Raw genomic sequence first — 17,498 nt, forward strand, 5'->3', positions numbered from 1 at the left:
CGTGACCGATGTGATTGGTCACGCGTCCAGCAGTTTTATGTCGAATGCCGGGACTACTGGTGTAGTCGCAGACCTGCTATCTTGAACGTCGTTCAAGTATCTGAAGGAGTGGGCATGTCAAGTCTCGAGGGCGCCCAGGCGTCGCCGGTCGGCATTCAAGCAAGGGAAATGGCTCAGATCGCGGTCTTCGCGGCGCTGATCGCTGCATTGGGTCTTCCCGGCGCTATCTCGATCGGTATCAGCGGCGTGCCTATCACGCTGCAGACGCTCGGAGTTATTCTCGCCGGTGCGATCCTCGGTGCACGGAAAGGTGTTGCGGCAGTTGCCGTCTTCATGGCACTGACACTGATGGGATTGCCACTGCTGTCAGGCGGACGCACCGGACTCACTGCCCTCGCTGGGCCTAGCGCCGGCTACCTGATCGGCTGGATTCCCGCGGTACTGTGCATCGGCTGGCTCACTGCCAGGATCTTGCCGAAGTACCCGCTTGTGCTGGGTATTTTGATCAACGCGTTTGGCGGAATTGTTGTCGTGTATCTGTTCGGCACGGCAGGGCTCATCCTGCGGACCGACATGGGTATCGGTGCGGCACTGAGTACCAACGTGGCATTTATCCCCGGCGATGCGTTGAAGGTGGTTGTCGCGAGTGTTGTCGCCAAGGGGGTACACCGAGCATATCCAGGACTGATTCGTCGGTGATCGGAGCACTCGGGGGACACGGCGACCAGCGGGCGCTCGATCTCGGCGGCACAGTTCTCACCTATGCAGAACTGGACGCCGCCATCGAGCGATCGCCGCAGGCTGCCGTGTGTGACGCGTCGGCGCTGCCGGTGCTGGAAGCGCTGATCTGCATCTTTGCTGCCGCGCGGCGTGGAACCGCGGTGATCGTGGAGGATCCGGCGACGCGACCCGAGCGCGGCGAAATCGATCCGTCGTCGTTCCTGCTTGTTGCCACGTCGGGTTCCAGTGGCCGGCCACGTCCGCTGGCCAGGACAGCGGCGTCGTGGTTCGACAGCTTCCCCGAGTTCACCACCATCACCGGCATCGAGGCACACGATCGAGTGCTGATCACCGGGCCGCTCCACGCAACGATGCACCTGTTCGGCGCTGTTCACGCATTGTGGCGAGGCGCGTGTGTCACCGACGACCCAACGGAGGCGACGGTTGTACACGCGGTTCCCGCCGTGTTGCGACGCGTTGTGGTCGAGGCGCCGCGGTTGCGAACTGCTGTTGTTGCCGGGACCGTGCTGGACGACGGTGCCCGGGCCGCAGCGTCGGGGATCGAGATAGTCGAATACTACGGCGCTGCAGAGCTTTCCATTGTCGCTGCCCGGCGGGTGCCTGAGCCGATGCGTTTACTCGACAGCGTCGACGCCGAGATTCGCGACGGACTCTTGTTTGTCCGTTCGCCGTATCGTGTGCTGGGTGCGGCGGAGTGGTTCGGTGTGGGGGACAGAGCGATCCTCGGCTCGAACGGGGAGTTGACGATTCTCGGCCGCGGGGAGTTTGCGATCAACGTCGGCGGAACCACGGTCATGGCCGAGGACGTCGAGCGAACCCTGGAGTCAATGGACGGCGTCAGAGGCGCCGCCGTAATCGGTTCGCCGCATTCGGTTCTCGGAGAGACGATCACAGCTGTGATCGAGCGCGACGACGCCGTCACTCTCCAGGCAATTCGTGCGCAGGCGCGGGCGTTGTTGGCACGAGAAGCCATGCCGAGTCGCTGGATCACCGTCGACGAACTGCCACGTACCGGTAGTGGCAAAGTCGCTCGAGGGTTCGTGAAAGAGTTGCACTCATGAATTCCGCTCCTGTTCTGGTGGCCGCACGGCGAAGCCCGATCGGTAATGCAGGCCATGGATTTGCAGACCTCACAGCGACGGATCTCGCCGCCCCGGTACTCGGCGAAGTAGATGCTGTGCTGCGTCGATCCGGCATCGAGGCCGACGTGGACGACGTTATTCTCGGAAACTGCATGGGCCCCGGCGGCAATCCTGCTCGTATCGCAGCGCTTGCGGCCGGGCTGGGATTCTCTATCCCGGGCGTCACCGTTGACCGACAATGCGGTTCGGGCCTCGATGCGGTCATGCAGGCCGCGCTGCGCGTACGCAGTGGAAACGACACGCTGATCCTGGCGGGTGGCGTCGAATCCGCCAGTACTGCTCCGTGGCGATACTGGCCGCCCACTTCGGGCGGTGAACTGACGCGATACACCCGGGCGCCGTTTGCTCCGCAGGGCTTTGCCGATCCCGATATGGGTTGTGCGGCAGATGATCTCGCGCGATTGCGTGGCATCAGCCGCGAGCGCCAGGATGCGTATGCAACGCGTTCGCACACGCTCGCGGCAGCGTCGGATTTCTCGTCCGAAATTGTGCCGATCGGCGCCGTCGCCGCTGACCAGCGGATTCGTCGCGGCATGACCGAAGCACGGTTGGCGAGGCTTCGTCCAAGTTTTGGGGTCGACGGCACCGCAACGGCCGGGAACTCGTGTGGCATCTCGGACGGCAGCGCAGTGCTCGCTGTGACGACGGCGTCACTCGCGCAGGGAATGCCGGCGCTCCGAATTCTCGGCACAACTGTTGCCGGGTCCGATCCGGCATTGCCGGGACTCGGGCCGGTTCCCGCCGTTCGCTCGCTGTTCGCAAAAACCGGAATCGGTGCGTCCGACCTGGGTATTGTCGAAATCACCGAGGCGTTTGCCTCCGTAGTCCTGGCAGTATCGGACGAACTCGGACTCGACGAATCCATCATCTGCCCGCAAGGCGGGGCAATTGCGATGGGCCATCCGTGGGGCGCTTCGGGAGCTGTTCTGTTGGTGCGCTTGGCAAGTCAGATGCTCGCCGACGGCGGCCCGGAACTGGGGCTTGCAGCGTGCGCAATCGGCGGCGGTCAGGGCATTGCAATGCTGGTCGAGCGTGTTTCGTGAGGCTGCAACGATGAGCGAACTTCTGGCGGAACGAATTGCTCGACTAGTTCGCAGCAATCCGTCGACGGTCGCAGTTGTCTCGTCGCGCGACGAGATCAGCTACGCCGATTTCTGGGCGCGGGTGTGCCGGGTCGCCGCGGGACTGGCGTCGATGAACCGAGTTGCGGTACTGCCGACCTCGGACGTCGAATCGTTGGTGGTTGTCGCGGCTGCGATGCGGACGGGTACCAGTGTGGTCCTGCTTCATCGCCATCTGCTCGGGCCGCAGTTGGCGCGGGTGCTCGAGCTGTCCGTTCCCGGAGCCGTTGTCGCGGAATCGAAGCAGCACAGGCGGTTGCGCAGGCTGGGGTTCTCGGGTGAACTTGTCACCGCGGTTGATCTCGAAAGTGACGGGGCGTCGAATCAGGCTTCGGCCGAGTCCGAACTGTTGATCGGTGTCACGTCGGGCACTACCGGCGAGCCGAAGCTCTTCGTCCGAAATCAGTTGTCCTGGGCACGAACTCTTGATCGATCGGATGCCGTGTTCGACGTCGGTGTCGGAGATCGAGTGTCCGTACCGGGCGTCCTCGATCACACCCACTTTCTGTACGGAGCGCTCCATGCGCTCACCCGCGGTGCCACTGTCGATCTCCGTGGCGCGGAAACAGCGGTGAAAACGGGTGCAACCCATCTGTATTCGGTTCCCACGATCGCCTGGGACCTCGTGCGATCAGGCATCGGCCCGGTCGACTGTGTCCGTGAAGTGATCTCGTCGGCCGCTCGGTGGCCGCGTGCCGGGCGTCATGCGCTGCAGGCGATATTGCCGAATGCTTCGTTGGTGCACTTCTACGGCGCATCGGAATTGAGTTTTGTGTCCTTCGATCGAGGGCTCGGTGACCTCGACGAGTTTTCGGCCGGCGAGCTGTTCGACGGCGTCGACACCGAGATTCGCGACGGACTTGTGCATGTGAAGAGCGACATGCTGTTCGACGGTTACCTCACCGAAACCGGGGTGGTAAACGGGCCGGTCGACGGGTGGATGACTGTCGGCGACAGAGGGCATGTGGAGGCCAGGCGTCTGCAATTGCTCGGTCGTGAGAGCGAGATGCTGATCCGTGCGGGCCTCAAAGTGGAACCAGCGGCCGTCGAAGCGGCATTGACCTCACTGCCTGGGATTGCCGAGGCCGCGTGCATCGGTGTTCCTGACGCACGCATGGGGGAGGCCCCGGCGGTCGCGATTGTTGTCAGCGATCAAGGTTTACACACCGACACGATTTGGCGGCATCTGCGAACAACTCTTCCCAGTCCGAGTATGCCGGTGCGAATTCTTCGAGTCGATCAGTTGCCGCGCACTCCGCGGGGAAAGGTCGATCGCTCCGCTCTTGCGATTACTCTCACGGAGTCAGAACGGTAGATCACACCGGGCTTCGGCAGTTCCGCGTGGCTGTGGATTGGGATGTGGCAGACAATTTAGTCGTGCACATGAAGACCGGACGCTTGTAGATCACGTGGCGTTCGACATTTGTAGGAAAAGTTGTCGATCTTTGTCTCTAGTGTCGCCGGTGTGGGCATCCGTAGCGTCAGGGAGGTCGGACAGCCGGCACGTGCACGCTTTCAGATCTCCTTCCATAACACGAGAAAAGAGCCAAGGATGCCGTACATCACCACCTCTGACGGAACCGAGATCTACTACACGGAGCATGGCACCGGCCAACCCGTACTGCTGAGCCACGGGTGGCCACTGAGTTCCGACGCGTGGCAAGTCGAGCTCAAGTTGTTCGCGGACGCCGGGTACCGGGTCATTGCGCATGATCGTCGTGGCCACGGCCGCTCGTCGAAGACCTACACCGGCAACGACATGGACACGTACGCTCGCGACCTCGCCGAGCTCGTTGAAACCTTGGACCTGAAAGAGCTTGTAGTCGTGGGTCATTCGACGGGTGGCGGTGAAGTTGTACGGTACGCGGCGCAGCACGGAAAAGGCCGTGTGACAAAGGTGATCACCGCCGGTGCCGTCCCGCCGATCATGGTCAAATCGGACGAGAATCCCGAAGGCACGCCCATCGAGGCGTTCGACGGAATCCGCGCTGGTGTGCTGAAAGACCGGTCGCAGTTCTACAAGGATCTGAGCGAGTCGTTCTACGGCGCAAATCGTGACGGCGCTGAGGTCTCGCAGGGCGCGAAGGACGACTTCTGGCGACAGGGAATGTTGGTGAACCTTGCGGCAGCATACGACTGCGTCAAGGCATTCTCGGAGACGGATCAGACGGCGGACCTCCAGGCGATCGACGTACCGATGTTGATCGCGCACGGCGACGACGATCAGATCGTTCCCATCGCCGCTGCTGCCGAAAAGTCCGTCAAGCTCGTCAAGAACGGCACCCTCAAGGTGTACCCGGGAGCCCCGCACGGCATTTACGGCGCATATCAGGATGCCCTCGACCAGGATATTCTCGCGTTCATCAAGAGCTAGCGTCGTGCGTTGGTGGTCCCGCACAGTCAGACCCGAGCGGGACCACCTTTGCGCTGCCCGTCCGAGTCCCCGGCGGGTAGCGCCGTACCACGTCAGTTCGGTGGGTGCGGTGCCTGCTTTCTCAACGATTGAGCAGGGCCTTGGCGGTGCGGACTTCGGGGATGCCGATCTTTGTGGCTGTGACGAGGAATGTCGGTGCTCCGAGGACGAGTACGGCGACCAGTGATGCTGCTGCGGCCGTGCGAGGGTTGTCGATCAGTTGGTGTGAGGCCCAGACTGTCATGACGCAGACCCCGCCGGCGGCTATCGACGCCCATAGCACCTTCGAGAATGTTGCAAGCACTGTGTGGAAGCCGAGCAAGCCGTAGCGGTGACGCAACACGAAGTGCCCGCTGACGGCACCGACGACGTAGGACAGTGAACTTGCGACCGGCAGCATCACCACGATCACCTGGTTTGGTAGACATGCGAGAGCGAGTGTAACGACGGAGACCTTTGTGACCACCATTGCGGCGTTGATCAAGGCTGGCGTGCGCATGTCATTGCCGGCGTAGAAGACCCGCAGTTGCAGCATGACCAACGCGAACGGCGGAAGCCCGAATGCCGACAGTGCCAGCGCCACACCGATAGTGCGAGCGGCATCGATATCGACGCGTCCGACGAACATTACCGTGGTCAGTATCGGCCCGAGAAGGGTCATCGCGACCGCGGCGGGGACGAGCGCAACAACCGAGTACCGGGCAGCGCGGCCCATGTCGGTGACCAGAGCGTCACGGTCCCCGAGCGCCACCGCGCGGGAGATGCGCGGCATGAGCACGGTCAGCAGGGACACCCCGAGGATGCCGTACGGCACCTGGAACAGCAGGTCGGCGTACGTATAGGTCGAGACTCCGCCATGGCTGAATGCAACTCTGAGCACGAACGTGACGCCTGCCTGACTGATCGCGACATACAGCAGCACCCAGCCGAGCAGCCTTGCCCCGACGCGGACCGGGCGCCACGTGTACGGCACCGGGCGTACCCGCCAACTCCACCGGAATCCGGTACGACGCAACGCGGTCACCGTCCACACAGCCTGTCCCACGATGCCGATCGTTGTCCCGATGCCTAAGACGAGAACCTGTGCGGTGGTCATCGTCGACGGCAGCAACGTCACAGGTCCCGGTATCGCAGCGAACACCACGACCATCGCGAGCACGATCACGTTGTTGACCACCGACGCCCAGGCCGCCGGCGCATAGCTTTCGCGGATATTCAGCACGGCTGTCGCGGTCGCTGCGATCGCGTAGAAGAAGATCTCGGGCAACAGCAAGTACGCCAGCGCGGTTGTCAGCTGTGTCTGTTCCGTATCCGACACCAAGGCGGCGACGAGGAACGGGGCGCACGCCACCGCTATGGCGGTGATGACAGCGGCGCCGAGAATCGTCGCCAGCAGCAGGCGTTGGGTGAAAACCCGCGAATAGGTTCTCCCGCGGAGTCGTGCCCTTGCCAGAACAGGGATCAGGACGCTGCTCATCACGCCGCCGAGGAGCAGTTCGTACACCATGTTCGGCATGCTGTTCGCGCCGTTGTAGGCGTCACCGACCACAGCAGTGCCTAGCACCGCGGCCAAGGCAAGGGTGCGGATAAAGCCGGTTGCGCGACTTGCTGCGGTCGCCACCGCGACCGCACCGGTTGTACGCGCGAATCCGTTTTGAGAAACCGCCATTCGACCATCGTGCCCTAACGTCGCTCATCGAGGAGGCTGTGCAAGCGCGGCACTGTCGACGAGCCGTAGGTAGGGTGTGCCGGTGATCATCGCCGTCGAAGGGCCTAGTGCCGCAGGTAAGACCACGTGGTGCCGAGCCAGTCGCAGGCGGTTCGTCGCTGAATACAGCCCGACGGGTCAGGATCCGGACGGATCCGACGCTATGGAACAGGCGGCATACTGGGCGCGGGTGAATGCACACCGTTGGATGCAAGCGTTAGCGCTCGAGGATGCGAGTAGTGACGCGATATGCGACAGCGATCCGCTGAAACTGCACTACAGCTGGTATCTGGCCGCTGTGGGGGTGGAACCGATTACCCGATTCGAGCACGAGTTCGCCGCAGTTCGGCAGATGTTTGCACAGCGTCGACTCGGATTCGCAAATTGGCCGGGTCATTCACGGTTTCCCCACTGAGGGTGACATCGTCACGCCGGCACAACCGCGCCCGAATCGTTACGACCTGAACTTGCTCGACAGATTGCTCGACGAACTTCCCACAGTGGCGCACTAACGTTGTCCGCCTGAGTACTCGTCAAGAAGTGCCGTTGTACGAGAAGCAAGTTCGGTGGTCGACCCTGTCCACCCCAGGATCCGGATCGAGGCATCAGCGATCACCTCCGGCGAAGGTGAGGCACTGGAACCTTCCGCTTCAGCGTCCGACCTTGTGTTGATCACGGTCTCGACGAGACGGAACGGTAGTTGCGCGATCTGGAGATCGACTTCGCGGTCAGGATTGATCTGGACCAGCGCGTCACGGGCGAATGCGGTGTACAGATCCATGAGTGTTCCGCGTTGAGCTCGGAACGGTTCGAATCGTTCGGTCCGTAGCTCCGGTAGCAGGTAGAGGGCACCAAGGTTCCATCGCGAGTTTGCGAGTTGCTGCGCGTCGAACCAGGTCAGGGCGTACATACGCACTGCGGCGGATTCCGGGCTCTCGCGCATGTCTTCCGCAAAAGCCAAGGGGGAGGTGACTGTCCCGACAAGCAGCGCGGTCAGCAGGTCGTCCTTGTTTGCGAAGTGGTGGTAAAGCGACGCCTGCCGGATGCCCACCGCATCGGCGATCATTCGGGTCGACGTACTGGTGAAGCCTCCGGTAGTGAACAACTCGGCCGCGGCATCGAGAATCTCGTCGCGTGCCGTTGCTCCGGGACGCTTGCGTGTCGACAGCCGTGGGCGGCCGGCTCCGGTTGTGGTCATCACACCATCCTTCCATCACTGCGGTCTACGAGTGCGCGCCGCAACACGGGAATCATGGGTCGCGGCGACGGTGCGCCGGTGCGGCGAAAGGGAGACGAATCACGAGAGGCGGCAACCCATTCCGCCGCATCGATACCCGACAGGTCGAGGAGGAACCCGGTCGAGCTTACGAGTTGGTGCAGGAGCAGGGTGCCGGTACGGCCGTTTCCTTCGCGAAACGGGTGCGCGTGGTTGTAGGTGACATAAACAGTGGCCAGTGCGTACGCCAGGCGTCCGCGGTCCGCGCGGTGCCAGTCCGTCGCGGCAATCGCGATCTCGACTTCACGCAGATAACGGCCGATCGTCCCGACCGGCGCGAAACCGTCCCCGTTCTTGGTGATGTCGACGATGCGTTGCTGCCCCGCCCATCCGAACACGTCACCGAACACACGCCCGTGCAACCCGAAGATGTACTCGGCGTCCACCTGGCGCGGAGTCGGCGCTTGTTGCAGATGCGCTTGGAGCAGGCGGGCTGCGGTCGCGGCGTACTCGACGTCCCGAAGCTGGGTCTGGTCTCTGAATCCGAAGTTGTTGCGCAGCACAGAAGTCCCGGTGACCAGGTACGGACGAGGTAGCGCCAGTCGTAACCTCCGACGCGGGACCGCGCGCATGGACGCGGCACTACGGTGGCGTTCGATGTAGTCCTCGTAGGTGAACGTGCCGACGGCCAGCGCGTCCAGATCGGTGAGGTCGTCGCCAGTGGGCTGCCATCCCTCGAGTCGCTCGGCCGCCACGGTCTGAAGGACCGCGTGACGCTGAGCGGCGGTCAATTCCGTCATGCCGGCGGCCCCGTGTATGCGAGTTTCCTTTGTATCCCTGCGATCTCGCGGACGGCGCTCGCGAGCAGACTCCGGTACAGGGGCGTCAGCGAGTCCAGTGCCAGGACGTCGGTCGGGGTCTCGCCTCGCTCGATCTGCTCGCACTGATGCCGTAGCCGGATCTGAGCCAGCACGTCGAACGACTCGGCGAGCATCGTCGCGTCGTCGTCGGCCAGAATTCCCGAGTTCGCTGCCGTTCGCAGTCGCACGATGGTTGACGGGTCCGCGCAGCCTGCGGCGAGCCCAGCCCACCGCGCGATGTTCACGATCGGCATCACGCCTTGTGCCTTGATGTCGACGGAATCGGTGCGGCGGGTGAGACGCTCGCGCAGTGAATGCATCCGCGCCTTACCTTCGACTGCTTCCTTGAGCAGCAGTCGAAGCGCGTCGGGATCGAGTCGCTCGGATACGACGGGGGACAGAGCAAGTCGGTTGTCGCCGATCGCGATGCGACTGTCGGCGAGCAGTGACACCATGACGATGCCCTGATCGGCATAAGGATCGGCGAGCCAGCCGTCCAGTCCCCGCAGCCAGTCGGATTCGGAACGCGCGAACCGCGGGCTCGACGCTACCGCCCCGTTGGCGTCCGAGGGGAGTCCGCAGCGCTCCAGTAATCCGTGCACCCGCTTTCCGTACGCGGTTTCGCGGACCTGCTGTTCGGGACTGTCGTCGTTCGCCCAGATCAGGGCACTGTCCACGTCGGAGCTTGGCATGGCCTCGCGGCGGGCGATGCTGCCGAGTGAGAGCCAGGTCGAACCGGGAGGGCCTTCGGCGAGCAAGCTCGCGGCTCGGGTGACGGCGGCGTCCATGAGTACCGACGCGATGGCGCTGACGTCGAGCGCCGCCACACGCGCTCGCCAGAGTCCCACTGCAAGCTCCGGTATCCGTGCTGTCGCAGCCACGAGCTCGTCGGCGTCGGCGGCCTGAGAAATTTTGCCGCGCACCAGAAATCCGCTCCGAGTTGCGGTGGCGAACAGATCCGCGTCCTCGACCACACCAAGAATGTCGCCGCGAGCGGACAGTACCGGCAGGTGCCGCACGCCGCGTTCGAGCATGTCGAGCAGCACGTCCGCGCCGAGCCGGTCAGCGTTGGCCGTGTGTACGGGAGTGGTCATCACCTCGGAAACGGGGGTGGTGGTGCCCAGTCCGGCCGCGACAATCCTCCGACGGAGGTCTCCGTCGGTGAAGATGCCCAGCGCATTCTCACGCAGGGGGATAAGTACGTACCGTCGGCCGGCTGCAGTCATGGCGCGGGCAGCGTCTGCGGCGCTTGTCTCAGGCGCGCAGGTCAACGCAGGACCACGCAACAACTCGCCTACCGGGAGCATCGATGGATCGCGGACGACATTCATGGCCTTTATCTAATGCTGTGCCGCTCTGTCGGGTGTCACCGACTACCAGCGTGAGGGTTCGGAAACGTTTCGGTAACCGATGTCATCGACTCGCAACGCAATCGCTACACAGCGAAACATGAGAGACACCAGTAGGGAACGGGAGCGCAGAAAACTGTCAACTGACAGGAATACAGCCCCCAGGCCCCAGGAGAATCAATGACGATCGCGGCACCTAAGCCCAGCGACGACAACGACCTCGCCGAGTTCGGCTACGAGCAGCAACTGCACCGCTCGCTCGGCAAGTTCGCCTCGTTTGCGGCCGGCTTCTCGTTCGTCTCCATCCTGACCACGATCTTCCAGTTGTTCGGACTCGGCTTCAGCTTTGCCGGACCGGCATTCTTCTGGACGTGGCCCTGTGTGTTCCTGGGCCAGTTCATGGTGGCGCTGAGCTTTGCCGAACTTGCTGCGCGGTATCCGATCTCAGGCGCCATCTACCAGTGGTCCCGGCGGATGGGCGGCGAGATCATCGGGTGGTTTGCCGGTTGGTTCATGATCATCGCGCAGATCGTTACCGCCTCTGCGGCGGCGATCGCCCTGCAGGTGGTGTTGCCAAACGTGTGGAGCGGATTTCAGATCGTCGGCGAGGACAGCTCGCTGACATCGTCGAGTGGCGCGACCAACGCGGTACTGCTCGGTTCGGTGCTGTTGGTGCTCACGACAACGATCAATTGCGTTGGCGTGAACTGGATGTCGCGCATCAACAATATCGGCGTGACCTGCGAGATCATCGGCGTCATTGCGGTGATCGGCATGTTCTTCACCCACGCCCAGCGTGGCCCGCAGGTGGTATTCGACACCGGCGCCGCAGGCAGCGAGCCCGGCTACATCTGGGCCTGGATCGTCTCGGGATTGATGGCCGCGTACGTCATGGTCGGCTTCGGCTCGGCAGGCGAACTCGCCGAGGAGACCCGCAATCCGCGTCGCGTCGCACCGCGCACCATTCGGTTGGCACTGTCGGTGTCTGCTCTTGGTGGTGGCCTGATGATCGTCGGCGCGCTGATGGCAGCGCCGAGCCTCACCGACGGTCGGCTCGCCACCGAAGGCTTGCCGTACGTGCTCGGCGCAATCCTGAGCTCCCCGTGGGGCACCCTGCTGCTGATCGACGTCGCTATCGCGGTATTCGTCTGTACCCTCGCGATTCAGACCGCCGCGTCGCGGTTGATGTTCTCCATGGCCCGCGACGGCCGCCTCCCCGCATCGAAGACCCTCTCGAAGGTCAACGCCCGCACCGGAACTCCCATCGCGCCGTCTGTCTTGATCGGTATTGCCTGCATCCTCGTCCTCGCGGTCAACGTCGGGAACTCGGCAATCTTCACGACACTGTCGAGTGTGTGCATCGTGCTGATCTACCTTGCCTACCTGATGGTCACCGTTCCGCTGCTGCGCCGACGGTTGCAAGGCTGGCCGCACGGAGATGTCCAGTACGACTCCGAAGGCCGAAAGCTGTTCTCACTGGGAGTCTTCGGAGTCCCGGTCAACATCGCGGCGGTGCTGTACGGAGCCGCAATGGTGATCAACCTGTCCTGGCCGCGCGCCGAAATCTTCAACCCGTCCGGTGACATGCCGATCCTGCAATGGGCCGCCCCGATCACCGTCGTTGCCGTCGTCCTGGCGGGCGCTCTCTGCTACCCGCGCGGCAAAACCGTTCCGAACCCCGTCACGATTGGAGCTACGAAGTGACCACGACCGACACTGCCACCGACACCACAACAGCCGCCCGCGAACACGCCCGCTCGCAGGCCCGTGCGATCACCGACTCGATGCCCGTCCTTCCCGCCTCCGATTGGCCCACGCCTCCGGCCGGTATCGACGCTGACCGGCTCACCTGGGCGGAGACTGTGCCCGGCGGCCGCTACACCTCGAAGGTGCTGGCCCGCGGCACGCGGCTCCGATTGCGCGACATCGCCGGCAGTGCCTGCGCGAACCTGCTGCTGTACCGGGCCGACGCTCCGCACGAGCGGCTCAACATCGCCGATACCGTCAAGGTTCCGTGGCAGGCGTACCTGAGGGTGGGGCATCCGCTGCTCTCCGACCAGGGACGGGTGCTGGCCACCGTTGTGGCCGATACCTCCGGTCACCACGACGCGTTCTGCGGAACCACTTCACTGGCCACGAACACAGCCAAGTACGGCGAGGGATCCGTCCATTCGGGAGCGCCCGCCGGCCGGGAACTGCTGACACTGGCTGCGGCCAAGCACGGTCTGACCGCCCGCGACCTGCCGCCGGTGCTGACGCTGTTCCACGGAGTGCGCGTCGAGTCCGACGGCGGACTCGCCAGTACCGGAAATGCCGGCGCCGGAACGGAGTTGGAGTTGCTGATCCATCTCCCGGTGATCGTGCTGATCGCCAATACCGCACACCCGCTTGACCCGGCCACCACGTTCGGCACCACATCCCTCGAGGTAGTGGCATGGACGGCACCCGAGGATCTGGAGGCTCTGCCGAACAACGATCCCGAGTACCGCCGCGCAGTCCTCAACACCGAGGACGCCTGGAACGCCGCCAAGCCCGTCAATGAAGCACAGCCCGTCAATGCAGCACAGCTCGGAAGGGACGCCAAATGACCACCGCCGTAGACACTCCCGCACTTGTCCCCGGAGCCGTGATCCTCGATGACACTGTCGGCGCCCGCGGACCCTGGTCCGCGATCGTGCGGGCCGGTGACGTCCTGACCATCGTCGACCTGCACGGCAATCAAGCCGTCGACTCGCTCTTCTATGCTGCCGATGATCACGCTGTTCGGTACTCGGCCGCCGCAACTGTTGCAGCTCAGCGCAATCTGTTTCTCACTACAGGGTCCGTGCTTCGCGCCGACGACGGAACAGCTCTGATGACGCTTGTCGGTGACGAGGTCGGCAACCATGACACCGTCGGTGGCGCGTGCTCGCAGGAGTCGAACACCCTGCGCTACGGCCACCACACCAAGCATCAGCACGCGTGTGTCGAGAACTTCCTGATCGAGGGAGCCAAGTGGGGCCTTGGTAAACGAGACTTGGTCTCCAACATCAATTTCTTCATGAACGTACCGGTCGACGCGGACGGCACACTCGGCATTGTCGACGGGCTCTCCGCGCCGGGTAAGCGCCTCGCCCTGCGCGCTGAGATCGACACGCTTGTACTCGTATCGAACTGCCCGCAGATCAACAACCCCTGCAACGGTTTCGACCCCACAGAGGTACGGATGATCGTGACCCGTCCGGAGGAAGAGCGATGACCGAGATCACCGTTCAGCGCCCCGGTATGTTGAGCACCGTCCAGGACTGGCCAGGCCGCGTCGGCTACTGGCAGATCGGTGTTCCCCCGTCAGGCCCGATGGACGACCTGTCCTTCAGGCTCGGCAACGAAGCACTCGGGAACGAACCGGGAGCCGCCGGGCTCGAATGCACGATGGCCGGACCAGCACTGCGATTCGCCGAGGCCACCGTCGTGTGTGTCACGGGCGCACCTGCCATTGTCCGAGTGAACGGACTGCAGGTCCGAGCCTGGGCGCCGGTGCAGGTTCCCGCCGGCGGTGTCCTCGACGTCGGGGCGACAACAGGTCCGGGACTACGGATCTACGTGCTGGTCCGCGGCGGGATCGACGTGCCCGACTACCTGGGCAGTGGAGCGACGTTCACTCTCGGCAAGTTCGGCGGTCACGAGGGGCGGACGCTACGCGAGGGTGACGTGTTGAGCTGCGGAGCGGGGCCATGCAACCCCGATGCCGCCCAACCAGTTCCGATGGAACACGTACCGGTGATCGGTGGCCGCTGGGAGATCGCCGTTACCGAGGGTCCACACGGCGCACCGGAGTTCTTCACCCGCAACGATATCGACACGCTGTACGCCACCGACTACGAGGTGCACTTCAACTCCGATCGCACGGGCGTCCGGTTGATCGGTCCGCAGCCTGACTGGGCGCGCAACGACGGCGGCGAGGCCGGACTGCACCCCTCCAACATTCACGACAACGCCTATTCGGTTGGCGCACTGGACTTCACCGGTGACACCCCCATCCTGCTCGGGCCGGACGGTCCGAGTCTCGGTGGATTTGTCTGCCCGGTTACCGTCGTATCCGCGGAACGGTGGAAGCTCGGCCAACTGAGCCCCGGCGATACGGTTCGATTTGTGCCGATCCGCGCCGATCGTGCCGCGTCGAAAGGTCAACTGGGCCTGAGTCGGCGCGCGAGCCTGCCGGCAGTGTTCAGCGACGGCGGCGACGGGGACGACGGAGTGATCGCCCGCCGCGACGGCAAGACTGCGGTGACGTATCGCCGCTCGGGCGACGACAACGTTCTTGTCGAATACGGGGACATGACGCTCGACCTCGCGCTCCGGGCGCGGGCGCACGCGCTGCATCAGCGACTCGAGGCAGAGAAGCCCGCTGGGCTACTCGATCTCACCCCCGGCATCCGGTCGCTGCAGGTGCGCGTCGACCCTGATGTGCTTCCGGTGTCGAAGCTGATGGGTTTGCTCGCCGACGCTGAGGAACAGATCCCGGATTCGTCCGAACTCGTGGTCCCCAGCCGATCGGTGCGGATGCCCTTGTCCTGGGACGACCCGTCCACCCGCGAGGCGATCAAGCGGTATATGCACGGTGTTCGTGCCGATGCGCCGTGGTGCCCGTGGAACATCGAGTTCATTCGGCGGATGAACGGGCTGGACTCGGTCGCTGACGTCTTCGACACGGTCTTCGACGCCGAGTACCTCGTCCTCGGACTCGGCGACGTCTATCTCGGTGCGCCGGTTGCCACTCCGCTCGACCCGCGTCACAGGTTGGTCACCACCAAGTACAACCCGGCACGTACCTGGACGCCGGAGAACGCGGTCGGTATCGGCGGAGCGTACCTGTGCATTTACGGCATGGAGGGGCCGGGCGGCTACCAGTTCGTGGGACGCACCACCCAGGTGTGGAATCACCGTTATCCCGAGAAGTCCGGACCGTTCGAGGACGGTACGCCCTGGTTGCTACGGTTCTTCGACCGGATCTCCTGGTATCCCGTCGAGCCGGACGAGTTGCTCGAACTGCGCGCCGAGACGGCGGCAGGTGGGCCCGGCGGCGTGCAGATCACCGACGGCAGTTTCTCCCTCGCCGAACACGAGCAGTTCCTGACCGACAATGCGGACGCCATTTCGGCATTCCGTGCAACCCAGGCAGTCGCGTTCGGCGCCGAGCGGGACGCCTGGTCAGCTGCGGGTGAGTTTGCCCGCACGACAACAACAGTCAAGGAGGTAGCCGCGTGAGCGCGACCGAGCGGGTATCGGCGGCATATCGGTCGATCGAGCGCGTCGACCGGCCGGAGATCTGGATACACCTGCGCCCCGAGGTCGACGCGATGGCCGAGGCCGCGCGCGTCGATGCCTCCACCGCTGACCTGCCGCTACGAGGTCTGGTGCTCGCAGTCAAGGACAACGTCGACGTGGCAGGCTTACCCACCACCGCCGGATGTCCCGAGTTCGCCTACACACCTGCGGTCGACGCGGCCGCCGTTTCGGCTCTGCGGGCGGCGGGCGCAGTAGTGCTGGGTAAGACGAATCTCGACCAGTTCGCCACCGGACTGGTCGGCACACGCAGCCCCCACGGCGCGGTACGCGACTCGCGTCGGCCGGAGTACATCTCGGGTGGCTCGAGTTCTGGATCCGCGGTAGCTGTTGCGCTCGGGCTGGTCGACATCGCGATCGGTACCGACACCGCAGGGTCCGGCCGTGTTCCAGCAGGTCTGCAGGGCATTGTCGGCATCAAGCCGACCGTCGGGGTCGTCTCGACCGAGGGAGTGGTCCCGGCGTGCAGTTCCTACGATTGCGTGACCATTTTCGCCGCGGATCTGGCCGGCGCCGAGTCTGCGATGGCCGTGATGGCATCAGGCGCACGGGGCGGCCAGTGGCCGAGCGACGTCCGGTTGGCCGCGCCGCCGCGGCCACGCGTCGCAGTTCCAGCTGTGTTGCCCGGACTCGACGAGCAGTGGGCGGCAGCGTTCGGAGCAGCTGTCGGACGGCTGCGGGCTGCGGGTGCCGAGGTAGTCGAGATTGACCTGACGCTTTTCCTCGACGCCGCGAAGCTGCTGTACGACGGTGCGCTTGTCGCTGAAAGATATGCGGCGGTAGGCGAATTCGTCGACGCGCACGCCGATGCGGTGGACCCGACGGTACGTTCGATCATTGCGCCGGCCGGAGTCATACCGGCACATCGACTACTCGCGGACCGGGAATTGTTGGCGCAGTTGCGGAACCGGGCGATGAAGGAGCTCGACGGACTCGATGCCCTCATGGTGCCGACGGCCCCGGAACATCCGACGATCGCCGACGTTGCGGGCGATCCGATCGGCGTGAACTCCCGTATGGGCACGTACACCAACTTCTGCAATCTCTTCGACCTGTCAGCTGTCGCGGTTCCAGCTGGTAGGGCAGGCGATGCGCAGTTCGGGGTGACGGTGCTGGCGCGTGCGTTCGAGGACGGCGTCGCTGCTGACATCGCGGCGATGGTGAATGGCGACCAGGCAACCGGATGGACTTCAGCGCCCGCGGACACGGTCGAGTTGGCAGTATTCGGCGCTCACCTGCGCGGTCAGCCGCTCGAGCATCAGCTGACCGGGCTCGGTGCCCGCTGGTGTGGGCCGGTAGCCACCGCTCCGCGCTACCGACTCAGCGCGCTGGACACCACGCCACCTAAACCAGGATTGATCCGGGTGAGCGAGGGCGGCGTGTCGATTGTGGGGGAGCGCTGGCAACTCACTCCCGCCGCACTCGGCACATTTCTCGCGGCACTGCCGACGCCGATGATGCTCGGATCGGTCGAATTCGACGACGGCAGTTGGGGAACCGGGTTCGGCTGTGACCAGGAAGTAGCGTCCACGGGCAAAGACATCAGCGAGTACGGAGGTTGGCAAGCTGCACTGGCGGCCGGGGCGGTGGGTTGACCTGGCAGTGCTATGTCCGCGTTTTCGC

Annotated in this window: 15 protein-coding genes; 11 read left to right on the forward strand and 4 right to left on the reverse strand. The window is 64.1% G+C overall.

From position 1 onward, the window contains the following. Window positions 1-114: 114 nt before the first annotated feature. The 5 genes from RG2_RS12320 to RG2_RS12340 all read left to right on the forward strand — a co-directional run bounded on the left by RG2_RS12320 (window position 115) and on the right by RG2_RS12340 (window position 5,378). The gene (locus RG2_RS12320) at window positions 115-699 is read left to right on the forward strand and encodes a biotin transporter BioY (RefSeq protein ID WP_172935402.1); all 585 of its coding nucleotides are present in this window, start codon (window positions 115-117) and stop codon (window positions 697-699) included. After that, window positions 696-1,802, forward strand: a complete 1,107-nt coding sequence (locus RG2_RS12325; protein WP_051730532.1) for an AMP-binding enzyme — start codon at window positions 696-698, stop codon at window positions 1,800-1,802. Before RG2_RS12320 ends, RG2_RS12325 begins: the two co-directional genes overlap by 4 nt. Further along, window positions 1,799-2,926 (forward strand): thiolase family protein, encoded by a 1,128-nt coding sequence (locus RG2_RS12330; RefSeq protein WP_033234690.1) that lies wholly within the window; start codon window positions 1,799-1,801, stop codon window positions 2,924-2,926. Before RG2_RS12325 ends, RG2_RS12330 begins: the two co-directional genes overlap by 4 nt. 10 nt (window positions 2,927-2,936) lie before the next feature. After that, window positions 2,937-4,319: an AMP-binding protein gene (locus RG2_RS12335; RefSeq protein ID WP_033234689.1), complete on the forward strand. Its 1,383-nt coding sequence runs from the start codon at window positions 2,937-2,939 to the stop codon at window positions 4,317-4,319. Between the two features lie 237 nt (window positions 4,320-4,556). Beyond that, window positions 4,557-5,378: an alpha/beta fold hydrolase gene (locus tag RG2_RS12340; protein ID WP_033234688.1), complete on the forward strand. Its 822-nt coding sequence runs from the start codon at window positions 4,557-4,559 to the stop codon at window positions 5,376-5,378. A gap of 121 nt (window positions 5,379-5,499) precedes the next feature. Here the strand turns inward: RG2_RS12340 and murJ are convergent, their stop codons facing one another. Then, window positions 5,500-7,086 carry a murein biosynthesis integral membrane protein MurJ gene (gene murJ / locus RG2_RS12345; protein ID WP_033234687.1) on the reverse strand — a complete coding sequence of 529 codons (1,587 nt, stop codon included), beginning with the start codon at window positions 7,084-7,086 and terminating at the stop codon, window positions 5,500-5,502. Window positions 7,087-7,168: 82 nt separating this feature from the next. On the opposite strand from murJ, the gene RG2_RS12350 reads away from it, so the two are divergent. Continuing rightward, on the forward strand, window positions 7,169-7,540 hold the full coding sequence (locus RG2_RS12350) for a hypothetical protein (RefSeq protein WP_230590160.1): 372 nt from the start codon (window positions 7,169-7,171) through the stop codon (window positions 7,538-7,540). Window positions 7,541-7,633: 93 nt separating this feature from the next. Here the strand turns inward: RG2_RS12350 and RG2_RS12355 are convergent, their stop codons facing one another. From RG2_RS12355 to RG2_RS12365, 3 genes are read right to left on the reverse strand one after another with little or no spacing between them, the layout of a single operon-like run. Next, window positions 7,634-8,323 (reverse strand): TetR/AcrR family transcriptional regulator, encoded by a 690-nt coding sequence (locus RG2_RS12355; RefSeq protein ID WP_033234686.1) that lies wholly within the window; start codon window positions 8,321-8,323, stop codon window positions 7,634-7,636. Continuing rightward, the gene (locus RG2_RS12360; protein WP_033234685.1) at window positions 8,323-9,141 is read right to left on the reverse strand and encodes a Fic family protein; all 819 of its coding nucleotides are present in this window, start codon (window positions 9,139-9,141) and stop codon (window positions 8,323-8,325) included. The genes RG2_RS12355 and RG2_RS12360 overlap by 1 nt, the downstream gene beginning before the upstream one ends. After that, a complete protein-coding gene (locus tag RG2_RS12365) occupies window positions 9,138-10,532 on the reverse strand; it encodes a putative nucleotidyltransferase substrate binding domain-containing protein (RefSeq protein ID WP_051730531.1) in 1,395 nt (464 codons plus the stop codon). The genes RG2_RS12360 and RG2_RS12365 overlap by 4 nt, the downstream gene beginning before the upstream one ends. Window positions 10,533-10,730: 198 nt before the next feature. Here RG2_RS12365 and RG2_RS12370 point away from each other — a divergent pair, with 198 nt between their 5' ends. From RG2_RS12370 to atzF, 5 genes are read left to right on the forward strand one after another with little or no spacing between them, the layout of a single operon-like run. Next, complete coding sequence (locus RG2_RS12370; protein ID WP_033234684.1) at window positions 10,731-12,254, forward strand: amino acid permease; 1,524 nt, start codon at window positions 10,731-10,733, stop codon at window positions 12,252-12,254. Next, entirely contained in the window at window positions 12,251-13,138 is an 888-nt protein-coding gene (locus RG2_RS12375; protein WP_033234683.1) for an urea amidolyase associated protein UAAP1, read from the forward strand. Before RG2_RS12370 ends, RG2_RS12375 begins: the two co-directional genes overlap by 4 nt. Continuing rightward, complete coding sequence (locus tag RG2_RS12380; RefSeq protein WP_033234682.1) at window positions 13,135-13,788, forward strand: urea amidolyase associated protein UAAP2; 654 nt, start codon at window positions 13,135-13,137, stop codon at window positions 13,786-13,788. The genes RG2_RS12375 and RG2_RS12380 overlap by 4 nt, the downstream gene beginning before the upstream one ends. Beyond that, window positions 13,785-15,797, forward strand: a complete 2,013-nt coding sequence (locus RG2_RS12385) for a 5-oxoprolinase/urea amidolyase family protein (protein ID WP_033234681.1) — start codon at window positions 13,785-13,787, stop codon at window positions 15,795-15,797. Before RG2_RS12380 ends, RG2_RS12385 begins: the two co-directional genes overlap by 4 nt. Further along, window positions 15,794-17,470 carry an allophanate hydrolase gene (gene atzF, locus RG2_RS12390; protein ID WP_072782504.1) on the forward strand — a complete coding sequence of 559 codons (1,677 nt, stop codon included), beginning with the start codon at window positions 15,794-15,796 and terminating at the stop codon, window positions 17,468-17,470. Before RG2_RS12385 ends, atzF begins: the two co-directional genes overlap by 4 nt. The last annotated feature ends 28 nt before the right edge of the window (window positions 17,471-17,498 follow it).

This window comes from Rhodococcus globerulus NBRC 14531, from assembly GCF_001894805.1.
Taxonomy (GTDB): domain Bacteria; phylum Actinomycetota; class Actinomycetes; order Mycobacteriales; family Mycobacteriaceae; genus Rhodococcus_F; species Rhodococcus_F globerula.

Bases quoted from the DNA above. Each gene is read 5' to 3' on its own strand.
- RG2_RS12370 (WP_033234684.1), top strand. From the start codon at position 10,731: ATGACGATCGCGGCACCTAAGCCCAGCGACGACAACGACCTCGCCGAG.
- RG2_RS12380 (WP_033234682.1), top strand. From the start codon at position 13,135: ATGACCACCGCCGTAGACACTCCCGCACTTGTCCCCGGAGCCGTGATC.
- RG2_RS12320 (WP_172935402.1), top strand. From the start codon at position 115: ATGTCAAGTCTCGAGGGCGCCCAGGCGTCGCCGGTCGGCATTCAAGCA.
- RG2_RS12335 (WP_033234689.1), top strand. From the start codon at position 2,937: ATGAGCGAACTTCTGGCGGAACGAATTGCTCGACTAGTTCGCAGCAAT.
- RG2_RS12355 (WP_033234686.1), bottom strand. From the start codon at position 8,323: ATGACCACAACCGGAGCCGGCCGCCCACGGCTGTCGACACGCAAGCGT.
- RG2_RS12340 (WP_033234688.1), top strand. From the start codon at position 4,557: ATGCCGTACATCACCACCTCTGACGGAACCGAGATCTACTACACGGAG.
- RG2_RS12385 (WP_033234681.1), top strand. From the start codon at position 13,785: ATGACCGAGATCACCGTTCAGCGCCCCGGTATGTTGAGCACCGTCCAG.
- RG2_RS12365 (WP_051730531.1), bottom strand. From the start codon at position 10,532: ATGAATGTCGTCCGCGATCCATCGATGCTCCCGGTAGGCGAGTTGTTG.
- RG2_RS12330 (WP_033234690.1), top strand. From the start codon at position 1,799: ATGAATTCCGCTCCTGTTCTGGTGGCCGCACGGCGAAGCCCGATCGGT.
- RG2_RS12360 (WP_033234685.1), bottom strand. From the start codon at position 9,141: ATGACGGAATTGACCGCCGCTCAGCGTCACGCGGTCCTTCAGACCGTG.
- murJ (WP_033234687.1), bottom strand. From the start codon at position 7,086: ATGGCGGTTTCTCAAAACGGATTCGCGCGTACAACCGGTGCGGTCGCG.